The following is a 24,256-nucleotide window of genomic DNA, read 5'->3' on the forward strand; positions in this document are numbered from 1 at the left end:
GCCATGGCCTTTACCGATCCGTTCATTCGCCGCCCGGTGCTGGCCAGCGTGGTCAGCCTGCTGATCGTGCTGCTGGGCTTCCAGGCCTGGAGCAAGTTACCGATCCGCCAATATCCGCAGATGGAAAACGCCCTGATCACGGTGACCACCGCCTACCCCGGGGCCAACGCCGAGACCATCCAGGGCTACATCACCCAACCGCTGCAGCAGAGCCTGGCCAGCGCCGAAGGCATCGATTACATGACCTCGGTGAGCCGGCAGAACTTCTCGGTGATCTCGATCTATGCACGCATCGGTTCAGACAGCGACCGTCTGTTCACCGAGCTGCTGGCCAAGGCCAACGAGGTCAAGAACAAGCTGCCCCAGGATGCCGAAGACCCGGTGCTGAGCAAGGAAGCCGCCGACGCCTCGGCGCTGATGTACATCAGCTTCTACAGCAGCGAGCTGAGCAACCCGCAAATCACCGATTACCTGTCACGGGTGATCCAGCCCAAGCTTGCGACCCTGCCCGGCATGGCCGAGGCCGAGATCCTCGGCAACCAGCTGTTCGCCATGCGCCTGTGGATCGACCCGGTGAAGCTGGCAGGCTACGGCCTGAGCGCCAATGACGTGACCCAGGCGGTGCGCGGCTACAACTTCCTTTCCGCGGCGGGCGAGCTCAAGGGTGAATACATCGTCACCAGCATCAACGCCACCACTGAACTGAAGAGCGCCGAAGCCTTCGCCAAGATCCCGCTCAAGACCAGCGGCGACAGCCGGGTGCTGCTCGGCGATGTGGCGCGGGTCGAGATGGGCGCGGAGAACTACGACACGGTCAGCTCCTTCGACGGCACGCCATCGGTGTACATCGGCATCAAGGCTACCCCGGCGGCCAACCCGCTGGAGGTGATCAAGGAGGTGCGCAAGCTCATGCCCGAGCTTGAAAGCCAGTTGCCGCCGAACCTGAAGTCCTCGATTGCCTACGACGCCACACTGTTCATCCAGGCGTCGATCAACGAAGTGGTAAAAACCCTGGTCGAAGCGGTGCTGATCGTCATCGTCGTGGTTTTCCTGTTCCTCGGCGCCTTGCGCTCGGTGCTGATCCCGGTGGTCACCATTCCGCTGTCGATGATCGGCGTATTGTTCTTCATGCAGTTGATGGGCTACTCACTGAACCTGCTGACCCTGCTGGCGATGGTGCTGGCCATCGGCCTGGTGGTCGATGACGCCATTGTCGTGGTGGAGAACATCCACCGTCATATCGAAGAAGGTAAATCGCCGTACGAAGCGGCCCTGGAAGGCGCCAGGGAGATCGCCATGCCGGTGGTGTCGATGACCATCACCCTGGCCGCGGTGTACGCCCCTATCGGCTTTCTGGAGGGGCTGACCGGCGCGCTGTTCAAGGAGTTCGCCCTGACCCTGGCCGGCGCCGTGGTGATCTCCGGCATCGTCGCCCTGACCCTGTCACCGATGATGTGCGCCTTGCTCCTGCGTCACGAGCAGAATCCCACGGGCCTGGCGCATCGCCTGGATGTGCTGTTCGAGCGGCTCAAGCAGCGTTACCAGAAAATCCTCCATGGCACCCTCAACACACGGCCGGTGGTGCTGGTATTTGCGCTGATCGTGCTGTGCCTGATTCCGGTGTTCCTGATGTTCACCAAGAATGAACTGGCGCCGGATGAAGACCAGGGCGTCATCTTCATGATGGCTACCGCGCCACAGCCGACCAACCTCGACTACCTGAACAGCTATACCGATGAGTTCATCACGATCTTCAAGGACTTCCCCGAGTATTACTCTTCGTTCCAGATCAACGGCTTCAATGGCGTGCAGTCGGGCATCGGCGGCTTTTTGCTCAAGCCCTGGAATGAGCGCGAGCGCACCCAGATGGAGCTGCTACCGCTGGTGCAGGCCAAGCTTGAGGGCATCAGCGGCCTGCAGATCTTCGGCTTCAACCTGCCCTCGCTACCAGGCACTGGCGAAGGCCTGCCGTTCGCCTTCGTGATCAACACCGCCAACGACTATGCGTCGCTGCTCGAGGTCGCCGAGCGGGTCAAGACGCGCGCCCAGGCCTCTGGCAAATTCGCCTTCCTCGACATCGACCTGGCCTTCGACAAGCCGGAGGTGGTGGTCGATATCGACCGGGCCAAGGCGGCGCAGATGGGCGTGTCGATGGACGCCCTGGGCGGTACCCTGGCGACGCTGCTGGCTGAAGCGGAGATCAACCGCTTTACCATCGACGGGCGCAGCTACAAGGTCATCGCCCAGGTCGAGCGGCCCTACCGCGATAACCCCGACTGGCTGAACAACTACTACGTAAAAAACCAGCAAGGGCAGATGCTGCCGCTGTCGACCCTGATCAGCATCAGCGACCGCGCCCGACCGCGCCAGCTCAACCAGTTCCAGCAATTGAACTCGGTAATCATCCAGGGCTTCCCGACGGTCAGCATGGGTGAGGCGCTGGATACCGTGCGCAGCATCGCCCGCGAAGAAGCCCCGGAGGGCTATGGCTTTGACTATGGCGGCGCGGCGCGTCAGTTCGTCCAGGAAGGCAGCGCCCTGTGGGTAACCTTCGGCCTGGCCCTGGCGATCATCTTCCTGGTGCTGGCGGCACAGTTCGAGAGTTTCCGCGACCCGTTGGTGATCCTGGTGACCGTGCCGCTGTCGATTTGCGGCGCGTTGATTCCGTTGTTCCTGGGCATCTCGAGCATGAACATCTACACCCAGGTGGGGCTGGTGACCCTGATCGGGCTGATCAGCAAGCACGGCATCCTGATCGTCGAGTTCGCCAACCAGTTGCGCCTGCAAAAAGGCCTCAGTGCGCGCGAAGCAGTGGAAGAAGCTGCGGCGATTCGCTTGCGCCCGGTGCTGATGACCACCGCCGCGATGGTGTTTGGCATGGTGCCGTTGATTCTCGCCACCGGCGCCGGTGCGGTCAGCCGCTTCGACATCGGCACGGTAATCGCCACCGGGATGTCCGTGGGCACCTTGTTCACCCTGTTCGTGCTGCCTTGCATCTATACCCTGCTGGCCGTGGAAGCGGGCTTGCCCCGCGAAGAGGTGGTGCCTGAATAACCTTCGCTTGGGGATCGATCGCGGGGCAAGTCGAATCGTCGCACCGCCGCTCCCACAGGGGTCAGCCGCTGGCGCGTACGCCCTGGCTCAGGCCGAACAGCAATAACAACAGGTCGTGATCCGGCTTGGCATCGACCTGGGGTTTTACCACCCGTGGCAACGGGCATTGCGCACCGGCATCGACCTTGCTGAAAACCTGCGGGCGAGGCTCCTCCCACGCCGCTACGGCAGCGGTTGCCACGGCCAAGGCAATCACCAGAAACAAACCTCGGGCTATTTCTAGTTTCATTACTCTAAACCTTTGACAGCGCTGCCAAACGCTCCTTGGTAAAAATAGAGCAGTTTTTGCCACTCTGTGTCGTTGAAAGACGAATGGCGGCGCAGTTGTTTAAGGTCATTGAGCGCGGCACGCTGACAACTGATGCGCCGGCGGCACTTTTCGAGGTCCAGCAGGGCCACTTCAGCCCGAGCCTCGGCACCTTGGCCAATGACCTTGACGAAGACATGCTTGCCATACAGGCAACCATGCTGCCAATGACCGCGGTGCATCCGCGCCAGGTTCTGCGCCAGGTCCTCCAGCACCCGCTCGTGCAATGCCGGGTGGTACCGCTCTCGGGCACCGGCGGCGAACCAGCTGTCGATATCCTCGAAGCCTTCCAGCGCCTCGCTGACCAGCAAGGCTCGCCACTGATGCGCGGCATCACGGTCAACGCCGCAATAGACAATATGCGGCACCCGCACCCCCAGTTGCTCGAAGCTGTTCAGGGCATCGTATTCACGCAACACGGTAGGGCGCCCGAAGGGGTGCAACAGGCTGCGGTAGATATGGCCGATCTGGCGCTTGGCATAAAACGTATGGCCAGCGTCGTCGCTCAGTCGCTGTACACCACTCTCGCCGCCGCGACGCTGATTGGGCTCCTCGACCCATTCGCCCTGCTGCTGCCAGAAATGATCGAACTGATCCTTGTTCGTCGTTGCTGCTGTGCGCTCAAACCCCATTCCCCGCTTACCCCTTACGCAAAAGATAGACTCGCCACATGGCGTAGAACGGTAAAAAGTCCAATCGTTCCTGAATGCGGAAACCTGCGGCTTCAAATTCCTTTTCAACCGTGGCAACAGGTAACACAAAACGATTCTGGTAACTGCCCTGCCCTTTTTCGACGTAACGCCGCTGCTCGAGCTTTTTGCGCCGCCAGGCTTTGAAATTGCCATCCACCCACAGCGAGACGATCACGCTGTCGCGGGTAACCCGTTGAAATTCAGAGAGTAATGTTTTGCGATGGGCCGCATCGCCGATGTGGTGCATCAGCCGCATGCAAAAAATACTGTCGACCGAGTTGTCCGGTAAATCGATGGCGAATGCGGAGGTCTGCAAGGTACGTACCCGTGCCACCACCGCAGCCGGCTGCGAGGCCCGCGCGGTTTCGAGCATGGCTTCGGAATTGTCGGCACCAATGATCACCCGGTTGGGCTTTTCCGCCAGCAACGGCCAGAAGCGCCCGGCACCGCACGGCAAGTCGAGCACCAGCCCCGGTTCGCCAGCCAGGGCCAGGGCGCGACGGGCCAGTTGCTCGTCACGCTGGTGGGACATCCGGCGCGCCAGGCCGTCCTGGTGCTTGAGGAAGTATTCCTGGGCGTGCTGCTGGTCGTACTTATCCGAAAACTCGAGTTTGATAGGGCTACGCATTGTGCATCTCCTGACTCCAATGTGCCCACCTTAGGCTGGCAAGCGTTGGCGTCAGGTCATGCTGATGTGAAAAATTCGTTAGTTGTCACGACAAAAGTTTCAACTAATTACAAACTTTCACGGCTGGCCAATGGCCCTATTCGAGGTCAGTCGGCCTTTGCAGTGCCAGGCTCAGGTCTACGTGAAAGCGGCAGCCATGGGGCACCATGGCGGTCAGGCTGACGCTCCAGCCCTGGTCGTCACAAATCCGCTGCACCAGTGATAAGCCCAAGCCCAGGCCCTCGCCACGCTTTTCATCGCCGCGCACAAACGGCCGGAACATGGCTTCACGCTGCTCTTCGGGAATCCCTACACCACTGTCTTCGACCAGGAACCCCGCCGGTTCCAGCGTCAGGCGAATAAAGCCCTGATCGGTGTAGTGCGCCGCATTGCGCAGCAGGTTGCCCATGACCGCCTGAAGAAAGGTGGCGTTGTACAAGGTCGGGGTTGCGGCCTTGGCGTCGTACAGCAATGTCAGGCCTTTCTGCTCGATGGTATCGCGCCAGACGCCAATCAGGTCATCGGCCACCTCTTTCATGCTCGCCTGCGAGGCGACCGCGCCTTCGTCACGCTGGGCACGGGCGAGCATCAGGAAGGTCTTCACCAACTCCTGCATCTCTTCGGTGGCCCGGGCGATACGCTCGACCTGGGATCGGGCGCGGGTGTCGATGTTGGGGTTGACCAGCAACAGCTCACAGGAGCTGGCCAGCACCATCAACGGCGTGCGCAGCTCATGGCTGACATCACTGGTAAACAGGCGCTCACGGGTCAGGGCATCGCGCAGACGCCCCAGGGTATCGTCGAACGCCACGGCCAGCTGACCGACTTCATCCGCAGCGTAATCGGGCGCCAAGGGCGGCGCCAGGCCCAGCAGTTGATCACGGTGGCGCACCTGGCGGGCCAGGCGAATCACCGGTGCCATCACCCGCCGGGCCAGGACCCAGCCGAGGAATACCGCCAGCGCCAGGCTCAGGACAAAGCCGACCACGACCACCGCGAACAGCACTCGCTCGCGCTCTTCGAAATCACTCTGGTCCTGCAACAGCACGTAGCGACGGCCATCGACGATTTCGACCATCGCGTGGTAGGACAGATCTTCACGAAACACTTCATGAAAGCCACGGTCAAGGTGACGCAAATCCTTGGGCAGCTCGAAGTCATCACGCCCGCCGCTGAAATAGAACAGCTGGTCCGGCCGCGGCCGGTGGCTCCAGTCGCTGACGCTGTCCATGCGCAGCAAACGTTGCAGGTCGCCGCCCAGCACGGCGGAGATCAAGCGTTCTTCAACCAGGTGGACCGTAGCGACAATGCCGAAGGCGAAGGCCCCGGCCACCATCGCACTCATCAGGGCAAAGGCAATGATGATCCGCTGGGCAAGGCTTTGTTTAAACTCCATCACGGCCCTCGGCCAAGCGATAGCCGACGCCGTGGACGGTATGCAGCAGGGGTTTTTCAAACGGTTTGTCGATGACCTGGCGCAGTTGGTGAACGTGGCTGCGCAAGCTGTCGCTGTCCGGACAATCGTCGCCCCACAGCGCCTCTTCGAGTACTTCGCGGCGCAGCACATGCGGGCTCTTCTGCATCAGCACCGCCAGCAGCTTCAGGCCGACCGGGTTGAGCTTGAGCAATTTGCCCTCGCGGCTGACTTCCAGCGTGTCGAGGTCGTAGACCAGGTCACTGACCTGCAGGGTACGCCGACCACCGCCCTGGGTGCGACGCAGCACCGCTTCGATGCGCGCGGCAAGCTCCGACAGGGCAAACGGTTTGAGCAGGTAGTCGTCAGCGCCGGAGCGGAAGCCCTGCAGGCGATCGTCCAGCTGATCACGGGCGGTGAGCATGATCACCGGGGTGTCGCGCCGGGCGTCTTCGCGCAGGCGCTTGCACAGGGTATAGCCGTCGATGCCTGGCAACATGATGTCGAGCACGATCAGGTCGTAGTGTTCGGTGGCAGCCAGGTGCAGGCCGGAGAGACCGTCCTGGGCACAGTCCACCGTGTAACCCTTCAGGCCCAGGTAGTCGGCCAGGTTGGCGAGGATATCGCGGTTGTCTTCAACCAGTAGAATTCGCATGGGGTGTCTCCCGTCCGGCGCTTTTGCCTGCTTGGCAGGCGCAGCTTACGGCCATCAGCAGCGCTCGGCTAGGTCGGCGCGACTTTATTGCAGGTTAACGTTTTTTTCACCGAGCCTTCACGGACAGGCGATGGCGGCTAGCCGAAAATTGGCGGTCGGACTGCCCCTTTGACCTGCCTGGACTTGCCATGTCACTACCTGCCTACTCCCGTCCGCTGAATTTCTGGATTGCCCTGGGCATCCCCGCCGTCACCGCGGTGATATTGATCCTGCTGGAGCTGACCTCACTGGACATGGACCTGGCCAAGCTGGCGTTCGACCCAGTGGCGGGGCAGTTCATCGGCCGGCACAGCTACTTTCTCGAAGATATCCTGCATGACCGGGCCAAACAGGCGGTGATCGTCCTCGGCTTGCTGGCGGTTGTCGCCTTCGCCGCGAGTTTCTTCTGGACACGCCTGTTCAGTTGGCGTCGGGAGCTGGGCTGCCTGGTCCTGGCCATGGGGCTGTCGACCAGTTTTGTCACGCCGGTCAAAGCCGTGACGGCGGTGCAGTGCCCCTGGAGCCTGAGCGAATTTGGCGGCAAGGAGACCTACAGCGAGCTGCTCAGCCCGCGCCCGGCCACCGATAAGCCCGGACGCTGCTGGCCGGGTGGCCATGCGGCGACCGGCTTTACCCTGTTTGCCCTGTTTTTTGTCTTGCGCGACCGGCGTCCACGCCTGGCCAAGGCAGCGCTGGTGTTCGCCTTTGGCCTGGGCACGCTGTTTTCAGTGGGGCGCATGCTGCAGGGCGCGCACTTTTTTTCACACAACGTGTGGACGGCGGTGTTCTGCTGGCTGATCAGCCTTGGGTGTTATTACTGGGTGCTGTATCGCCGGCCGGTTGAATTGAAGCACAAGGCTGCGGTTACCGTGCCGTCCTCGTAAGACCGGCCTGCGCGGTGACTGCATCGCTGGCAAGCCAGCTCTCACATACAGATCCCTGTGGGAGCCGGTCTTGCCGGTGATGGGTTGCACAGCAACCCCAGAATTCAGGCAAAAAAAGGCCCCGCACTAGGCGGGGCTTTTTATCAAGCAGGTCAGGCTGGCTTACATCATGCCGCCCATGCCGCCCATACCACCCATGCCGCCCATGTCTGGCATGCCGCCGCCAGCACCAGCTTCAGCTGGAGCGTCAGCAACCATGGCTTCGGTAGTGATCATCAGACCACCGATCGAAGCTGCAGCTTGCAGGGCCGAACGGGTTACCTTGGCAGGGTCGAGGATGCCCATTTCGATCATGTCGCCGTACTCGCCGGTAGCAGCGTTGTAACCGAAGTTGCCGGAACCTTGCTTGACCTTGTCGACCACCACGCTTGGCTCGTCGCCGGCGTTGGCAACGATCTGGCGCAGCGGCGCTTCAACAGCGCGACGCAGCAGTTGGATACCGACGTTCTGGTCTTCGTTGTCGCCTTTGAGCTCGGCAATCGCTTGCAGAGCGCGAACCAGGGCAACACCACCGCCAGGCACCACGCCTTCTTCAACGGCTGCACGGGTAGCGTGCAGGGCGTCTTCAACGCGGGCTTTCTTCTCTTTCATTTCGACTTCGGTGCCAGCACCGACCTTGATCACGGCAACACCGCCAGCCAGCTTGGCCAGACGCTCTTGCAGTTTTTCACGGTCGTAGTCCGAGGAAGTCTCGGTAACCTGAGTGCGGATCTGGGCGATGCGCGCTTCGATGTCGCCTTGTACACCAGCGCCGTCGACGATGATGGTGTTTTCCTTGGACAGGGTCACACGCTTGGCGTTACCCAGGTGCTCCAGGGTAGCGGACTCCAGGCTCAGGCCGATTTCTTCGGAGATCACGGTACCGCCGGTCAGGACGGCGATGTCCTGCAGCATGGCCTTGCGACGGTCACCGAAGCCAGGGGCCTTGACCGCAGCAACCTTGACGATGCCGCGCATGTTGTTGACTACCAGGGTAGCCAGCGCTTCGCCTTCAACGTCTTCAGCCACGATCAGCAGCGGACGGCCGGCCTTGGCAACGGCTTCCAGAACTGGCAGCAGTTCACGGATGTTGGAGATTTTCTTGTCAACCAGCAGCAGCAGCGGGCCATCCAGCTCGGCGACCATGGTGTCTGGCTTGTTGACGAAGTAAGGGGACAGGTAGCCACGGTCGAACTGCATGCCTTCCACGACCGACAGTTCGTTTTCCAGGCCCGAGCCTTCTTCGACGGTGATCACGCCTTCTTTACCGACTTTTTCCATGGCTTCGGCGATGATGTCACCGATGGAGTTGTCGGAGTTGGCCGAGATGGTACCGACCTGAGCGATGGCCTTGGAGTCGGCGCATGGCTTGGACAGGGACTTCAGCTCTTTGACGATGGCGATGGTGGCCTTGTCGATACCACGCTTCAGATCCATCGGGTTCATGCCGGCAGCAACGGCTTTCAGGCCTTCGCTGACGATGGCCTGAGCCAGAACGGTTGCGGTGGTGGTGCCGTCACCGGCTTCGTCGTTGGCCTTGGAGGCAACGTCTTTGAGCAGCTGGGCGCCCATGTTTTCGAAGGCGTCTTTGAGCTCGATTTCTTTGGCAACCGAAACACCGTCTTTGGTGATGGTCGGAGCACCGAAGCTCTTGGCCAGAACAACGTTACGGCCTTTCGGGCCCAGGGTGGCTTTTACAGCGTCAGCCAGAACGTTGACACCAACGAGCATTTTCTTACGGGCGGAGTCGCCGAATTTTACGTCTTTAGCAGCCATGATCGTTTAATCCTTGAATACTTTGGAGTAACGGGAAACCAGCGGAATCAGCCTTCGATGACAGCGAGAATCTCGTTCTCAGCCATCACCAGCAGGTCTTCGCCGTCAACTTTCACAGTGTTGCTGCCCGAGTAAGGGCCGAAAACCACCTTGTCACCCACTTTCACGGCCAGCGCACGCACTTCACCGTTGTCCAGAGTGCGGCCGGCACCTACAGCGACGACTTCGCCACGGTTAGGTTTTTCAGCGGCCGAACCTGGCAGAACGATACCGCCAGCGGTTTTCGATTCTTCTTCGCTGCGACGGATAACGACGCGGTCATGCAGAGGACGAAGCTTCATTGTCGATCTCTCCTAATTGTGGTTTTCATCGGCCGGTATCGACACCGGCGGGTTGATGCTTGCGGCGTAGCCGCTCGTAGCCCGCAGGGCGGACCACACATGTAATGTCTGGTGCAAATCACCAGAAACCTTGCGGTGACCCATACATGAGGTCGCCAAGGGCAATTACAAGGCTTGCTGATGAATTTTTTTAGCAACGGCCATCCGATAAAGCAAAACGGCCCCGAAAGGGGCCGTTGGCAACGCATGGATAACCATCAAAGATCGCGCGGACCCCGCAGGTTAGGCTGATCAGGGTCGGTACGCCCCACCACTTCACCTTCGATCACGGTGGGCTGATGGCCACGCCCAGGCTGGCCTGGACGCGCCATGAACGGGTCATCGCCAAACGCCCGCTGGCGCATGGCCTGGGCCTCGGCGCGCTCGCGCATCTTGCGCCCGAGCAGACGGCGGGTGAACGGCAGCAGGCAGACCAGGCCGATCACATCACTGACAAAGCCCGGCAACAGCAGCAGGCCGCCACCGAGCGCCAGCATCAGGCCATGGAACATGTCTTCAGCGGGCAATTCGCCACGCTGCAGGCTCTCGCGGGCACGCAGGGCGGTGGCAAGCCCTGCCACCCGCACCACCAGCACGCCCAGGGCGGAGCCGGCAATGATCAGCAACAGCGCCGGAAAGAAGCCGATCGCGACGCTGACCCTGTAAAACACATACAGCTCCAGCACCGGAAAAATCAGAAACAGCAATAGAAAAGCACGCATCAACGGTTCCTCTGCGCAAGATGTCCTTGCAGTAGACCTTTAATGGATGCGATCCATCGCCATTTCAAGCCTCGGCGGTTTCCCGCTGCGGCCATTGATCAGCGCGGGCCAGAAAAACCAGGGCTTCGCGTACTTGTATCGGCGTATTGCAAGGCGCCGCGAACGGCAACCAGTACAGCGCCTGGCCAATGCGCAGGTGCATGCCTTCGCTGTCGATGCCGACCATCTGCGCCGCCGTGCCCTGAGGCAGGCCGCTGAGCTGGACGTAGTGCTCGATGGCGTTGGCATGATCGCTGTTCATGTGCTCGATCATGCTCTGTTCGGCCTTGCCGGCAAAAGGGTTGGCCAGGGTCAGGTGATCGATCCAGTGAATCGCGCCGAAGCCACCGATGTAGCGATGGCGCACCGGCTTGAGCACCCAGAAGTCGAAATCGTGGGCGGCGTGATAATTGGCCGATTCGGGAAAATAACGGTAGTAACGCTCGGCAGCGGCTTCGACCGCTTCGGGCGCAACCAGCTGGTGCGCCTCGGCCAGCACGGTCAGGCGCCCCACTGCCTGGACATCTTCAGCGTCACGCTCCCCCACCAGCAGCGAGCACTTGGGATCCTTTTGCAGGTTGTGGGTGTGCTGGGCAATACGGCTGATCAGGATCAGTGGGTTACCGTCGGCATCCAGGCAGTACGGCACCACCGAACCGAAGGGAAACCCCGGCATTGACTTGGAATGGGTCGACAGCACCCCGCGGTATTCCTTGAGCAGCAGCTCCCGTGCCTGTGTTGCGGCTTTAGCGCTCACTGTATGACTCCCCGCTGGATAAACCTCGTAATGCTGGCCGTGCGCACGAGCACACGGTCAGGCTAGTTAACCGACAAAATAATCATTATCGCTCAGGGTTGCCAGCGTGCTTACCAGGCGACGCCGAAACCTGCGGTATAGCGGGTCTTGTCCAGGTCGCTGTCACGGGTACCACTGATGATGTCCTTCTCGGCCTTGAGGTTGAGCGAGGCCCACTCCGTGACCTTGTAGCGCAGACCGACTTCGGCATCCAGGGCGTACTCGGCGACGCCGCCCAGAGGCTTGCCGACTTCGCCGTTGGTGAAAAACTCGACGCGCTTGCCGATCAGGTAGCGGTTGTAGTCCCACTTCATGGCCAAGGAATAGAAGTTGTCCTTGCCGCCGTCAGCGTATTCATAGTCGGTACGGTTGAGCAGCGAACCGAGGGAGAACGCGCCCAGTTCATTGTCCCAGAACTGGTAACCCGGGCCGGTACCCACGGTGCGCTGGCGAGCGAGGTCTTCGATATGATCGCGCTTGTATTCCAGACGACCCTGCCAGAACCACTTCTCGGTGATGAAGCGGTCCAGCGCGTATTCGCCGCTCCAGTTGTTGGTGGTGGTGACGTCGTTCTTGCTCTCGCGGTTGTATTCGCCTTCGGCCTGGTGCCGCCAGCGGCCGTGGCGTGCGGTGGTCTTGAAGTCGATGTCATAGTCGTCGCTGTCGGTTTCGGCGCGCTTGTAGTCCATGGCCAGGTCGACGTTACCCTTCCACGACAGGTCCTCGACCACCGGCTTTGGCTTCATGATCTGCTGGATGCTGGCAAGCTCGACGGTCTTGGGCGTCTCGCCATTGGCCAACGTCACCTGGCCTGCGTCCGCCGCGTGCAGCGACTTGGCCTTCTCACCACTGTAGGCATCCTGCTTGACCAGCAGCTCCTGGTCGCTTTCCAGGGTCTTGACCTGTTTCCAGTCCAGGGCGATGGAGCCGCCGTACGGTGTTTCGAGCAACAGTTTGCCGCCATCGAAGACCTTGATCTTGCCACTGAGCCTGTCACCGTTTTTCATCCACACGGTGTCTGCAAGGGCGGGGGAACAGGCAGCGGCGAGGGCAACGCACAACAGGGCTCTAGAAAACATAAGCAGCAACGGACTCGGGTTCGCGAAAAAAGTCGGGCATTATCCAGATACCCGCCATCAGAGCAAGGACTGACCTGCCCCATGTCGATGAGTTCAATTCTTATTTGCCCGCACGGCCCGGTGCTCCTCGCACGGCATGGGCGCATCCCGCGATGAACGGGATGCCTGGCGATCCGACCGAAAGCGCCGAAGCCCGACGAATGGCACTCTATCTGGTGCTTGGCCAGGTGCCCGAGGGCAAGGTGATCAGCTACGGCGAGCTCGCGCAACTGGCCGGTCTTGGTCGCGCAGCGCGCTGGGTCGGGCGTACCCTCAGCCAGTTGCCCAGCGACACCCAGCTCCCCTGGCACAGGGTACTGGGCGCCGGCGGGCGCTTGAGCCTGGCGCTGGGCACCCCTTCGGGCGACGAACAGCGTGCGCGACTGCGCGCAGAAGGCATCACCTTGCACAATAATCGTGTGGATATGCTGCGCCATGGCTGGCGCCCGATGGAGCACAGCGGTTAGAGTGCGCGCTTTGTTTTCGCAAACTTGAGGCAGATGTTGGCCCATGCCCCGTAAAACCTGGCGCGCTGCGCTCGCTGCCTATGCCAGCCCGTCGACACTGGTGCTGTTGTTGCTCGGCTTTGCCGCCGGCTTGCCTTACATGCTGGTGTTTTCGACCCTGTCGGTCTGGCTGCGCGAAGCCGGCGTGGCCCGTGAAACCATCGGTTATGCCAGCCTGATCGGCCTGGCGTATGCCTTCAAGTGGGTGTGGTCGCCGCTGCTCGACCAATGGCGCCTGCCGCTGCTTGGCAAACTCGGACGCCGCCGTTCCTGGCTGGTGCTGTCGCAAGTCCTGGTGGTCATCGGCCTGGTCGGCATGGGCTTTTGCGACCCGCAAAAACATCTGTCGTGGCTGATCGCCCTGGCGGTGCTGGTGGCCTTTGCTTCGGCTACCCAGGACATCGCCGTCGATGCCTACCGCCTGGAAATCGCCGACGACCAGCGCCAGGCCGCCCTTGCCGCCAGTTACATGGCCGGCTACCGGGTTGCTGCGCTGCTGGCCACCGCCGGTGCGCTGTTCTTCGCCGAAGGCTTCGGCTCCACCGGCTTCAGCTACCTGCACAAAGCCTGGACCGGCACCTACGTGCTGTTCGGCGTGATGATGCTGCCAGCGGTCATCACCACCCTGTTGATGCGCGAACCACCCGTGCCGCTGCGCACCCAGCTGTCGGCGGCGCGCTATGGCCTGGCCCACCAGCTGGCGTCGGTGTTCGTGCTGATCATCCTGCTGGTATCGGTACCGGCGACCTTCACCCAGCTGTACAACACCGATTTCGCCAGCGTGCTGTTCGAAGGCGTGAGCCTGCTCGACCTGCTGCTCGAAGACCGCGCCTTCCTGCGCGCGATCCTCTACATCACCCTCACCGCCCTGTGCCTGTCGTCCATGGGCCGGCGCGGGCTGGCGCCGGTCCTCACGCCGGTCAACGATTTCATCACCCGCTATCGCTGGCAGGCCCTGCTGCTGCTCGGGCTGATCGCCACCTACCGGATGTCCGACACGGTGATGGGCGTGATGGCTAACGTGTTCTACATCGACCAGGGCTTTACCAAGGACCAGATCGCCAGTGTCAGCAAGATCTTCGGCCTGATCATGACCCTGGTGGGTGCCGGTTTTGGTGGCCTGCTGATCGTGCGCTTCGGCATTCTGCCGATCCTGTTCATCGGCGGCGTGGCTTCGGCGGCGACCAACATCCTGTTCCTGATGCTCGCCGACATGGGCGCCAACCTGCAGATGCTGATCGTGACCATCTCGCTGGACAACTTCAGCTCAGGCCTGGCCACTTCGGCGTTCGTCGCCTACCTGTCGAGCCTGACCAACCTGAAGTTCTCGGCCACTCAGTACGCCCTGCTCAGTTCGATCATGCTGCTGTTGCCGCGGCTGATCGGCGGCTACTCGGGGGTGATGGTCGAGAAGTTCGGTTATCACGACTTCTTCCTGATCACCGCCCTGCTCGGCGTGCCGACCCTGATTCTGATTGCCCTGCAGTGGCACCAGGAGCGGGGCAAGCAGGAGCCCGTCGAAAACGCCGCTGCAGAGCGCCCCTGAACCGCGCTGAGGCTATTGCCGGATTGACTCCGGGATAGCCTCTGGCAAGCGACTGCAAGCGCTCAGAACGACCCACAGCGGCCACAGCGCCAGAATCCCCGCCGCGCCTGCCGCGAAGGCGAAGTGCAACAGGCTGGCGCCAGCGCCGAGCATCGCCAGCAACGCCCCACCAAGGCCCAGCAGGGCAATGGTGATCATCCCCAGCATCGCCGACACCAGGCCCTTGCTCTGTTCGCTGGAGAACAGCGTCATGCGGTATAGCACGGCGTTGGCGATACCCAGGCCCAGCGCATACACCGACATGCCGGCCACCAGGCTCAGTACCGAAGGGAGCAACCAGGTGCCGAGCATCATGCCCAGCAAACCGATCAGGAATGGCCACAACGCCAGGCGTACCAAGGCGGTGAGCGCATAACGGTCGGCAATCCGGTTGATGATCAGGTTGCCGAGGATCAGGCCGCCAAACACCGGCAACTGCCACAGGGCGTAATCGAAAGTGCTCAGGCCCTCGTCATGGATCAAAAGCACCGGCGACAGCCCGATCCAGCCGATCAGCGGCAGGCCGACCAGACCCAGCGCAGCACTGCCGGCAACAAAGCGGCGGTTGGCCAACAGTTGCCCATACCCCGCCAGTAACGGCAGCAGGTGGATCGGCTGGAACGCCAGGCGCGAGCCGTCGCGGCGCTCGACGCCGAGGGTTTCCGGCATGAACCGGTACAGGGCGAACCAGGCCAACACCGCCGCCGTGCCAAACAGCACGAACAGCCAGCGCCAGGACACCCACTCCAGCAGCAGGGTACCAACCAGCGGGCCGAGCAGTGGCGACAGCAAGGCGATGTTGGCCAGCAAAGCCATCATTCGCACCGCATCGGCCTCGCTGAACGCCTCGTTGAGCGCCGGGTAGCTGACCGTTACCACAAAGCCCAGGCCGATCCCCTGGAGCAGCCGCAGCAGGTTGAACAACTCGATGCTCTGCACCCAGAAGGTGGCGATGCAGGCCAGGCAGAAGAACGCGCAGCCGCCCAGCAGCATCGGCCGACGGCCATAGCGGTCGGCCAGTGGGCCGATCAGCCATTGCAACAGCACGCCACCGAGCAGGTACAGGTTCAAGGCGTGGGGAATGAATTCGGGGCTGGCGTTCAGGTCACCGACCACCACCGGCATGGCCGGCATCACCACGTCACTGGCGAGGTAGGTGAGCAGCTCGAACAGCGCCAGGGTCATGGCGAAACAAAACGCCCGCAAAGGCGTGATGTTGATCAGGGGGGTAAGCATGATAAGACCGGGCAAACAAAAGTAAGCCAGCCTATATGCCAGAATGCACCGGGCGCAGATAGCGCGAAGACGTGAACAAGTGTAATGGCTGCTGAAAGCATCGCGGGGCAAGCCCGCTCCCACCTGGTAGGAGCGGGCTTGCCCCGTGAAAGGTTTACTGCACCGCCGCTTCCTGCACCACGCGGATCACCCGCTGCGGAAAGGGAATGTCGATGCCTTCGGCCTTGAGGCGGTCACGGGCATGCTCGTTGAGCATGAACAGCACGTCCCAGTAGTCGGCAGTGTTGACCCAGATACGCAGCGAGACGGTGATCGAGCTGTCGCCCAGGGTCGAAACCACGGCCTGGGGTGCCGGGTCCTGGTGTACCCGCGGGTCCTGGGCCAGTTCCAGCAACACGTTGCGGGCCTTTTGCAGGTCGGCGTCGTAGTCGACGCCAACATCGAACACCACCTTGCGCGTCGGCTGGCGGTTGGTGTTGGTGATGATGCCGTTGGACAGGCTGCCGTTAGGCAGGATCACGGTCTTGTTGTCGCCGGTACGCAGCACGGTATGGAAGATCTGGATGCTGTCGACGGTACCCGCCACACCCTGGGCTTCGATCCAGTCGCCAATGCGGAACGGGCGGAACAGCAGGATCAGCACGCCGCCAGCGAAGTTGGCCAGGCTGCCCTGCAGGGCCAGGCCGATAGCCAGGCCCGCGGCACCGATGGCCGCGACGAACGAGGTGGTCTCGATGCCGATCATCGAGGCCACGCTGACAATCAGCAGGATCTTCAGAATGATGTTGGCCAGGCTGCTGATAAAACCCTGCAAGGCCAGGTCGGCATTGCGCAGGGCCAGCAATTTGCCCAGGCGGTAGGTGACCTTGTTGATTACCCACCAGCCGATGGCCAGGGTCAGCAGCGCCAGCAACAGGCGGCTGCCGTATTCCATGATCATCGGTAGCCAGGTTTGCGAAGCCTTGACCAGCTGGTCGACCTCAGCGTTTAAATCCATCGTGTACTCTCCTGATGCCGAGCGGCAAAAAGCTGAAAAAGACCTGCCGCAAACGATTCAGCGGCGCCTCGGCCCTCGGACGCCAAAAAGGCGCCAAGGTTCCGGGCTCCGTGACTTCAGTCGCGGAAATTGTTGAACTGCAGGGGCATGCCGAACTCTTTGGCGCGCAGGGCGGCAATCGCCTCTTGCAGATCGTCGCGCTTCTTGCCGGTGACGCGTACCTGCTCGCCCTGGATCGCGGCCTGGACCTTGAGCTTGGCATCCTTGATGTGAGCAACGATTTTCTTCGCCAGCTCTTTATCGATGCCCTCTTTGAGCACTGCTTCCTGCTTCATGACCTTGCCCGAGGCGAAGGCGTCCTTCACTTCCAGGCACTGCACGTCGATCTTGCGCTTGACCAGGGCCAGCTTGAGGATGTCGATCATCGCCTCGAGCTGGAATTCAGCTTCGGCGGTGAGGTTGACGGTCAGTTCCTTTTCCTTGAACTCGAAGCTGCCCTTGCCCTTGAGGTCATAGCGACGATCCAGCTCTTTGACCGCGTTTTCCACGGCGTTGGTGACTTCGTGCTTGTCCAGTTCCGATACCACGTCGAACGACGGCATACCTTTTCTCCAAAAAATAACGGCACCCTCGCGGCTCTGCTGAAAGAGCGCGATGGAGCGCGCAGGGTTTGACGGTTAAAATACCGGATCATTATAACGGTTGCGAAACGCTGATGAGCAGCACCTGGCATATTCTCGGCGCCGGCAGTCTGGGCAGCCTCTGGGCCTGTCGGCTGGCCCGTGCGGGCAAACCGGTGCGGCTGATCCTGCGCGATGCGGCGCGCTTGCAGGCCTATGAGGCCGCTGGCGGCCTGACCCTGATCGAACACGGCAAGACGCAGTTGCAGGCGATTCCCGCGCAGCTGGCCGACGACAACACGCCGATCCATCGTTTGCTGGTGGCGTGCAAGGCCTATGACGCCGAACAGGCGGTGGCGCACCTGGCGCCGCGCCTGGCCCGGGACGCCGAGCTGATCCTGCTGCAAAACGGCCTCGGCAGCCAGGAAGCGGTGGCCAATCGCGTGCCTCACGCCCGTTGCGTATTCGCCTCCAGCACCGAAGGGGCATTCCGCGAACAGGACTGGCAGGTGAATTTCGCCGGCCACGGCTTCAACTGGCTGGGTGATCCGGCCAACCCGGGTGCCCCGGACTGGCTCGACGATCTGAGCGACGCCGGCATTCCTCACCAGTGGACCCCGGACATCCTGACCCGGCTGTGGCGCAAGCTGGCGCTCAACTGCGCGATCAACCCGCTGACCGTACTGCATGACTGCCGCAATGGCGGTCTGCAGGCACATCACTGCGAAGTCGCCACCCTGTGCACCGAACTCGCCGAGCTGCTGCAATACTGCGGTCAGCCCGAAGCCGCCGAGGGCCTGGTCGATGAAGTCGAACGGGTGATCCAGGCGACGGCGGCCAACTACTCTTCCATGTACCAGGATGTTCGCCACGGCCGGCGCACCGAAATCCATTACCTGCTCGGCCATGCCTGCCGCACCGCCAGCCGCCACGGCCGGCAGTTGCCGCACCTGGAACGGCTGTACCGGCGCCTGGTCGAACACCTGGACACGCGCGGATTGCCCAGCGACTGAGCACGGCGCTACCCTGCCCTTTCACTTACAAACCGGGATTACGCCTTTCACATGACCTTGCGCGAACGCCTGGAGAACCTGCCGGTCGGCCAGAAGTTGCTGGCCGCCCTGCTGGTGCTGTTGATCACCATCCTGCTGGTGGCCAACCTGACCTTTATCAGCGCCGCCTACTGGATCTCCCAGGAGAGCATGGCCCCGCAAGCCCTGCAGACCATTGGCCGGCTGGTGTCCAACCCGCAACTGGCGCAGCAGGCCAGCGATTCGCCGGAGGCCGCCAAGACCCTGCTCAAGGAACTCGACAGCTACACCCCGCTGCGGGCCGCCGCCCTGTACGGCAGCGACGGCAAGTTGCTGGCGCAGTTGCAGCATGGCGAGCAGCTGCCACTGCCCAAACGCTACCGCGCTATCGAAAACTGGCGCCTGACCGAGTTTCGCAGCACCCAGCTGGTGAACCTGCCACGCGCTGGCGGCCCGCCCGGGCACCTGTTGCTGGTGGCCAGCAGCGAGTTGCCGATGGCCTTCTACACCGGCACCCTGACCGCCAGCCTGGGCATCCTGGTGTTCAGTATCCTGCTGTGGATGATCATCGCCCGGCAGATCAAACGCCTGATCACCCAACCGATCTACCAGCTTGAAGAACTTTCGCGCCAGGTCACCCGCGAAGAAAACTACGCCCTGCGTGCCAAACGCGGCAACGACGATGAAATTGGCAGCCTGGCCGACGCCTTCAACACCATGCTTTCGCGTATCGAAGCCCGCGAACAGCAGCTCAAACGCACCCGCGACGAGTTCCAGGAAGCCTACGACCAAGCCCAGGGCCTGGCCGAAGAAACCCGCCACACCAACCGCAAGCTGGAGCTGGAAGTCCAGGTACGCAGCAAGATCGAGAAAAAACTCACCGGCTTTCAGAATTACCTCAACAGCATCATCGACTCCATGCCCTCGGCGTTGATCGCCCTCGACGAACAGCTCTACGTCACCCAATGGAACCAGGAAGCCAGCGCGCTCTCCGGTACGCCGCTGGATGAAGCGCTGAACCAGCCGATATTCCTCGCCTTCGAACCGCTCAAGCCGTTCCTCCCGCAGCTCAAGGAGAGCGTCGAGAAGCACCAGGTGGCGAAGATCGAACGGGTGACCTGGACCAAGGACGACGACGCCCGCCATTACGCCCTGACCTTCTACCCGCTGATGGGCGGCGGTGGCCGTGGCGTGGTGATCCGCATCGACGACATCACCCAGCGGCTGTCGCTGGAAGAAATGATGGTTCAGTCGGAAAAAATGCTTTCAGTCGGCGGCCTGGCAGCCGGCATGGCTCACGAAATCAACAATCCCCTCGGCGCCATCCTGCATAACGTGCAGAACATCCGCCGGCGGCTGTCGCCGGACCTGGCCAAGAACATCGAACAAGCCGACGAAATCGGCATTGACCTGCCCTCCGTCAACCGCTACCTGGAAAACCGCGAAGTGCCGCAGTTGCTCGACGGCATCCAGCAGGCCGGTGCCCGCGCCGCGAAGATCGTTACCCACATGCTCAGCTTCAGCCGCCGCAGCAACCGCCAGTTGGCGCCTTGCGACCTGCCGGCGCTGATCGACCAGGCGGTGGAAATCGCCGGCAACGACTTCGACCTGACCATCGGTTTCGACTTCAAGGGCCAGGCCATCGTCCGCCAGTTCGACCCCAACCTGGGCCCGGTGCCGTGCACCGCCAACGAACTGGAACAGGTGCTGCTCAACCTGCTGAAAAACGCCGCCCAGGCCATTCACCTGCGCCCGGACGACAGCGAACCCGGGCGTATCACCCTGCGCACCCGGCTCAATCCGCCGTGGGCAGAAATCCAGGTCGAGGACAACGGCATCGGCATGCCCGAAACGGTACGCAAACGTACCTTCGAGCCGTTCTTTACCACCAAGGAAATCGGCCAGGGCACAGGCCTGGGCCTGTCGGTGTCGTACTTCATCATCACCAACAACCACAAGGGGCAGATGGAGGTGCAATCGGCACCCGGCCAGGGTACCTGCTTCACCTTGCGCCTGCCGCTTGCCCCCACCAAAACGGAGTCATGAGCATGGGTTTTCGATTGTCGAAGATCTACACCCGCACCGGCGACAAAGGTGAAACCGGCCTGGGCGATGGCCGCCGCGTGCCTAAGGACCACCCACGGATCGAAGCCATTGGCGAGGTGGACAGCCTCAACAGCCAGCTGGGTGTGTTGCTGGCCGGGTTGACCGAGCAGGGGCTGGATGAGCTCAGTGAAGTGTTGGCGCCTTGTCAGCACCGGCTGTTCGATCTGGGCGGGGAACTGGCGATGCCTGCTTATCAGGCGCTGAACAACGCTGAAGTGGAACGCCTGGAAGCGGCAATCGACCGTTGGAACGAAGAGCTGGGTCCACTGGAGAACTTCATCCTGCCCAGTGGTTCCGCGCTGATTGCCCAGGCCCATGTGTGCCGCAGCCTGGCGCGCAGCGCCGAGCGGCGTTGCCAGCAGTTGAACAGTGTCGAGCCATTGGCCGGGGTCGGCCTGGCGTACATCAATCGGTTGTCGGATTTGCTGTTTGTCGCGGCGCGGTTGATTGCACGGCGCCAGGGCGTTGCCGAGGTGCTGTGGCAGGCTGCGGCCAAACCCTGAGGGCCTCATCGCGGGTCAAGCCCGCTCCTACAGGTGGCGATCCTGTAGGAGCGGGCTAGCCCCGCGATCAGTTCAGAGCTCAGGCCAGAACGCGCGGATCCCCGCCACACCCTGGGCCCCATGCAGCCAGGCCTTGTCGCGCTCGGCAGCACCCACGCCACCGAGCAAATACACCGGTTTGCTGAAACCCTCGATCAGTTGCTGCGCCTGCTCCCACCCCAACGGCACGGCGTGCGGATGAGTCTGGGTTGCCTGCACCGGCGACAGGGTGACGAAGTCCACGCCCATCTGCTCGGCCAACGCCAGCTCTTCAGCGTTATGGCAGGACGCCGCCAGCCAGCGTTCCTTGGGGAACGGCCGGCCGTTGCTGGCGTACTTGCGCAACTGCTCGGAGGTCAGGTGCCAACCGGCCGCCGGGAAGTCTCCCAGCCACTCCAGCGGGCCCTTGAGCATCAACTGCGCCTTGCCCGCACACAGCCCCACCGCATCCACCGCCACATCGCGGTACTTAGGGTCGTACATGTTCGGTGCACGCAGTTGTACCAGTTTGATTCCACCGGCAATGGCCTTCTGAATGCCACGCAGCATCTGCGGGACTTCCAGGCCCTCGGGGGTGATCAGGTATTCAGCCGGCAAGCGCGCAGCGGCAACGATTGGCTGGTTGGCCTCGGGGAAGTCGTACTGCGGCAGTTCCCGCGCGGTCACCCAGGCCAGGGGCTGGCCTTCGGCGCCATGGGGCTCGCCGGTAAAGCCGTTGACCTCCCAGACATCCAGCAGCACTTGCTTGTCCGGATAATCATGCTTGACCTTGATCAGCGGACGCGCCGCAGTGACGACGATGCCCAGCTCTTCCTGCAGCTCACGCGCCAGGGCCAGCTCGACCGCTTCGCCGTCTTCGACCTTGCCACCCGGAAACTCCCACAGACCGCCCTGATGCTGGCTGTCAGCGCGGCGGGCAATCAGAATACGCCCGTCGCTGCCGCGAATGACCGCAGCGGCTACATGCACACGCTTCACTCTTCACGCTCCGCCAAGCCGGCCTTTTGCCAGGCCTGGAAGGCTGGCCATTGGTAGATGGTTTCGATATAGGCCGCCGCTTCCGCCGGCACTTCAACCCGGTAGGTGCGCAAGCGCACCGCGACCGGGGCGAAGAAGGCGTCGGCCAGGCTCACCCTGCCGAACAGGTACGGGCCAGCCTCTTTGGCTGCCAGGCGGCATTCGGACCAAAGCGCGACGATACGGTCGATATCGACTTGTACGTCCAGCGGCACGGTTTCCAGCGCTTGATCCCGGGACAGATCGAACGGCATGTTGCCGCGCAGGGCAAAAAAACCGCTGTGCATCTGCGCGCAGGCCGAACGGGCCTGGGCCCGGGCAGCGATGTCGGTTGGCCAGAGATTGGCTTCGGGGTGACGCTCTGCCAGGTACTCGGCGATCGCCAGGGAGTCGGCGATCACGCCATGCTCGCTCTTGAGCAGTGGCACCTTGGCGGTGGGCGAATGCTCGAGCAGACGCTGGCGGGTATCGGGCTGGTTGAGTTTGATCAGGGTTTCTTCATAGGAAACACCGGCCAGCTCAAGGGCCAGGGCGGCGCGCAGCGACCAGGAGGAATACAGCTTGTCGCCGATGATCAGGTGATAGCTCATGGTTCGGCTCCAGATGGAGTGGAGAAAAGGTCCTGCGGACCTTATCGCTGGCAAGCCAGCTCCCACAGGCATTGCGGGAGCCGGTATTGCAGTCGGTCAGGTACGGTATTCGGCGTTGATTTTCACGTACTCGTGGGACAGGTCAGTGGTCCAGATGGTTTCGCTGCACTGGCCACGGCCCAGCTCGATACGGATGGTGATCTCTTCCTTGGCCATGACTGCCGAACCCTGGGCTTCGGTGTAGCTGGCGCTGCGCCCGCCCTTGCTGGCGATGCACACATCACCCAGGTAAACGTCGATCAGGCTGACGTCCAGGTCCGGCACGCCGGCACGGCCGACGGCGGCAAGGATACGGCCCCAGTTCGGGTCGGAGGCGAACAGGGCGGTCTTGATCAGCGGCGAGTGGGCCACGGCATAGCCGACGTCCAGGCACTCCTGGTGGTTGCCGCCGCCGTTGACTTCAACGGTGACGAACTTGGTCGCGCCTTCGCCGTCACGGACGATGGCCTGGGCCACCTCCATGCACACTTCGAACACGGCCTTTTTCAGCGCGTCGAACAATGGGCCGCTGGCTTCGGTGACTTCGGCGACATCGGCCTTGCCGGTGGCAATCAGCATGCAGCAGTCGTTGGTCGAGGTATCGCCGTCGATGGTGATGCGGTTGAACGACTTGTTGGCGCCGTCGAGGATCAGGTCCTTGAGCACCGCCGGGGCCACCTTGGCGTCGGTGGCGATATAGCCGAGCATGGTCGCCATGTTCGGGCGGATCATCCCCGCCCCCTTGCTGATACCGGTGACGGTAATGGTCACGCCGTCATGCTGGAACTGACGGCTGGCACCTTTGGGCAGGGTATCGGTGGTCATGATGCCGGTGGCGGCAGCGGCCCAGTTGTTTTCCGACAGGTCATCGAGGGCTGCCTGCAGGGCGCCTTCGATCTTCTCGACCGGCAGTGGCTCACCGATCACACCGGTGGAAAACGGCAGCACGGCACTGGCGTCAACGCCGGTCAGCTCGGCGAGCTTCGCGCAGGTGCGCTCGGCCGCGGCCAGGCCCGGGGCACCGGTGCCGGCGTTGGCATTGCCAGTGTTGGTCAGCAGGTAGCGCACGCTGCCCTGCACGCGCTGCTTGGCGAGGATCACCGGGGCGGCGCAGAAAGCGTTCAGGGTGAACACGCCGGCAACGCTGGAGCCTTCGGCGCAGCGCATTACCACCACGTCCTTGCGCCCAGGGCGCTTGATGCCCGCAGAGGCAATGCCGAGTTCAAAACCTGGAACCGGGTGCAACGTTGGCAAAGGACCAAGACCAACAGCCATGAAAGCGCTCCTAGAAAAAATGCGTCGGATCAAGATAACCGGCGCTTGAGATGGAACAACGCCGCGACGG

General features: G+C 62.2%; 23 protein-coding genes. 7 read left to right on the top strand and 16 right to left on the bottom strand.

The window, feature by feature from the left end:
* The first annotated feature begins 3 nt into the window (after positions 1-3).
* Positions 4-3,054 carry a multidrug efflux RND transporter permease subunit gene (locus KHO53_RS05465; protein WP_100782559.1) on the top strand — a complete coding sequence of 1,017 codons (3,051 nt, stop codon included), beginning with the start codon at positions 4-6 and terminating at the stop codon, positions 3,052-3,054.
* 61 nt (positions 3,055-3,115) lie between these two features.
* Here the strand turns inward: KHO53_RS05465 and KHO53_RS05470 are convergent, their stop codons facing one another.
* The 5 genes from KHO53_RS05470 to colR form a co-directional block, all read right to left on the bottom strand.
* On the bottom strand, positions 3,116-3,343 hold the full coding sequence (locus KHO53_RS05470; RefSeq protein ID WP_026001182.1) for a hypothetical protein: 228 nt from the start codon (positions 3,341-3,343) through the stop codon (positions 3,116-3,118).
* On the bottom strand, positions 3,343-4,053 hold the full coding sequence (locus KHO53_RS05475) for a lipopolysaccharide kinase InaA family protein (protein ID WP_010220823.1): 711 nt from the start codon (positions 4,051-4,053) through the stop codon (positions 3,343-3,345). Before KHO53_RS05475 ends, KHO53_RS05470 begins: the two co-directional genes overlap by 1 nt.
* 7 nt (positions 4,054-4,060) lie before the next feature.
* Positions 4,061-4,741 (bottom strand): class I SAM-dependent methyltransferase, encoded by a 681-nt coding sequence (locus KHO53_RS05480; protein WP_036996775.1) that lies wholly within the window; start codon positions 4,739-4,741, stop codon positions 4,061-4,063.
* Positions 4,742-4,877: 136 nt separating this feature from the next.
* Complete coding sequence (locus KHO53_RS05485; RefSeq protein ID WP_010220820.1) at positions 4,878-6,176, bottom strand: sensor histidine kinase; 1,299 nt, start codon at positions 6,174-6,176, stop codon at positions 4,878-4,880.
* Positions 6,166-6,849 (bottom strand): two-component system response regulator ColR, encoded by a 684-nt coding sequence (colR, locus tag KHO53_RS05490; protein WP_010220819.1) that lies wholly within the window; start codon positions 6,847-6,849, stop codon positions 6,166-6,168. The genes KHO53_RS05485 and colR overlap by 11 nt, the downstream gene beginning before the upstream one ends.
* A 188-nt stretch (positions 6,850-7,037) precedes the next feature.
* On the opposite strand from colR, the gene KHO53_RS05495 reads away from it, so the two are divergent.
* The gene (locus KHO53_RS05495; protein ID WP_010220818.1) at positions 7,038-7,772 is read left to right on the top strand and encodes a phosphatase PAP2 family protein; all 735 of its coding nucleotides are present in this window, start codon (positions 7,038-7,040) and stop codon (positions 7,770-7,772) included.
* Positions 7,773-7,934: 162 nt separating this feature from the next.
* Here KHO53_RS05495 and groL read toward each other — a convergent pair whose 3' ends face one another.
* From groL to KHO53_RS05520, 5 genes are all read right to left on the bottom strand, one after another.
* The gene (groL, locus tag KHO53_RS05500) at positions 7,935-9,587 is read right to left on the bottom strand and encodes a chaperonin GroEL (protein ID WP_010220817.1); all 1,653 of its coding nucleotides are present in this window, start codon (positions 9,585-9,587) and stop codon (positions 7,935-7,937) included.
* 47 nt (positions 9,588-9,634) lie between these two features.
* Positions 9,635-9,928: a co-chaperone GroES gene (locus KHO53_RS05505; RefSeq protein WP_010220816.1), complete on the bottom strand. Its 294-nt coding sequence runs from the start codon at positions 9,926-9,928 to the stop codon at positions 9,635-9,637.
* 257 nt (positions 9,929-10,185) lie between these two features.
* Positions 10,186-10,689: an FxsA family protein gene (locus KHO53_RS05510; protein WP_036996777.1), complete on the bottom strand. Its 504-nt coding sequence runs from the start codon at positions 10,687-10,689 to the stop codon at positions 10,186-10,188.
* A gap of 64 nt (positions 10,690-10,753) precedes the next feature.
* The gene (locus KHO53_RS05515; RefSeq protein WP_010220814.1) at positions 10,754-11,485 is read right to left on the bottom strand and encodes a HugZ family pyridoxamine 5'-phosphate oxidase; all 732 of its coding nucleotides are present in this window, start codon (positions 11,483-11,485) and stop codon (positions 10,754-10,756) included.
* Between the two features lie 110 nt (positions 11,486-11,595).
* Entirely contained in the window at positions 11,596-12,603 is a 1,008-nt protein-coding gene (locus KHO53_RS05520) for a DUF481 domain-containing protein (RefSeq protein WP_010220813.1), read from the bottom strand.
* A gap of 152 nt (positions 12,604-12,755) precedes the next feature.
* Between KHO53_RS05520 and KHO53_RS05525 the strand changes: the two genes are divergently transcribed.
* Together KHO53_RS05525 and KHO53_RS05530 are read left to right on the top strand one after the other, a co-directional pair.
* A complete protein-coding gene (locus tag KHO53_RS05525; protein WP_026001181.1) occupies positions 12,756-13,109 on the top strand; it encodes an MGMT family protein in 354 nt (117 codons plus the stop codon).
* A 43-nt stretch (positions 13,110-13,152) separates the two neighbouring features.
* Positions 13,153-14,694, top strand: coding sequence for an AmpG family muropeptide MFS transporter (locus tag KHO53_RS05530; protein ID WP_010220811.1), 1,542 nt, complete (start codon positions 13,153-13,155; stop codon positions 14,692-14,694).
* A gap of 12 nt (positions 14,695-14,706) precedes the next feature.
* Here KHO53_RS05530 and KHO53_RS05535 read toward each other — a convergent pair whose 3' ends face one another.
* From KHO53_RS05535 to KHO53_RS05545, 3 genes are all read right to left on the bottom strand, one after another.
* A complete protein-coding gene (locus tag KHO53_RS05535; RefSeq protein WP_213570077.1) occupies positions 14,707-15,969 on the bottom strand; it encodes an MFS transporter in 1,263 nt (420 codons plus the stop codon).
* 154 nt (positions 15,970-16,123) lie between these two features.
* Complete coding sequence (locus KHO53_RS05540; RefSeq protein ID WP_010220809.1) at positions 16,124-16,966, bottom strand: mechanosensitive ion channel family protein; 843 nt, start codon at positions 16,964-16,966, stop codon at positions 16,124-16,126.
* Between the two features lie 116 nt (positions 16,967-17,082).
* Positions 17,083-17,568, bottom strand: a complete 486-nt coding sequence (locus tag KHO53_RS05545) for a YajQ family cyclic di-GMP-binding protein (protein WP_010220808.1) — start codon at positions 17,566-17,568, stop codon at positions 17,083-17,085.
* Between the two features lie 113 nt (positions 17,569-17,681).
* Between KHO53_RS05545 and KHO53_RS05550 the strand changes: the two genes are divergently transcribed.
* The 3 genes from KHO53_RS05550 to KHO53_RS05560 are packed head-to-tail and all read left to right on the top strand — an operon-like array spanning position 17,682 to position 21,226.
* Positions 17,682-18,599, top strand: a complete 918-nt coding sequence (locus KHO53_RS05550; RefSeq protein WP_010220806.1) for a putative 2-dehydropantoate 2-reductase — start codon at positions 17,682-17,684, stop codon at positions 18,597-18,599.
* A 51-nt stretch (positions 18,600-18,650) separates the two neighbouring features.
* Complete coding sequence (locus KHO53_RS05555) at positions 18,651-20,663, top strand: sensor histidine kinase (protein WP_010220804.1); 2,013 nt, start codon at positions 18,651-18,653, stop codon at positions 20,661-20,663.
* 2 nt (positions 20,664-20,665) lie between these two features.
* Complete coding sequence (locus KHO53_RS05560; protein WP_010220803.1) at positions 20,666-21,226, top strand: cob(I)yrinic acid a,c-diamide adenosyltransferase; 561 nt, start codon at positions 20,666-20,668, stop codon at positions 21,224-21,226.
* A 72-nt stretch (positions 21,227-21,298) separates the two neighbouring features.
* Here the strand turns inward: KHO53_RS05560 and KHO53_RS05565 are convergent, their stop codons facing one another.
* The 3 genes from KHO53_RS05565 to argJ form a co-directional block, all read right to left on the bottom strand.
* A complete protein-coding gene (locus KHO53_RS05565) occupies positions 21,299-22,243 on the bottom strand; it encodes a Nudix family hydrolase (RefSeq protein WP_010220802.1) in 945 nt (314 codons plus the stop codon).
* Complete coding sequence (locus KHO53_RS05570; protein ID WP_213570078.1) at positions 22,240-22,872, bottom strand: glutathione S-transferase; 633 nt, start codon at positions 22,870-22,872, stop codon at positions 22,240-22,242. The genes KHO53_RS05565 and KHO53_RS05570 overlap by 4 nt, the downstream gene beginning before the upstream one ends.
* A 96-nt stretch (positions 22,873-22,968) precedes the next feature.
* A complete protein-coding gene (gene argJ / locus KHO53_RS05575; RefSeq protein WP_010220799.1) occupies positions 22,969-24,186 on the bottom strand; it encodes a bifunctional glutamate N-acetyltransferase/amino-acid acetyltransferase ArgJ in 1,218 nt (405 codons plus the stop codon).
* Between the last annotated feature and the right edge of the window lie 70 nt (positions 24,187-24,256).

The sequence above is a fragment of the Pseudomonas sp. RC2C2 genome, from assembly GCF_018390435.1.
Classification (GTDB): domain Bacteria; phylum Pseudomonadota; class Gammaproteobacteria; order Pseudomonadales; family Pseudomonadaceae; genus Aquipseudomonas; species Aquipseudomonas donghuensis.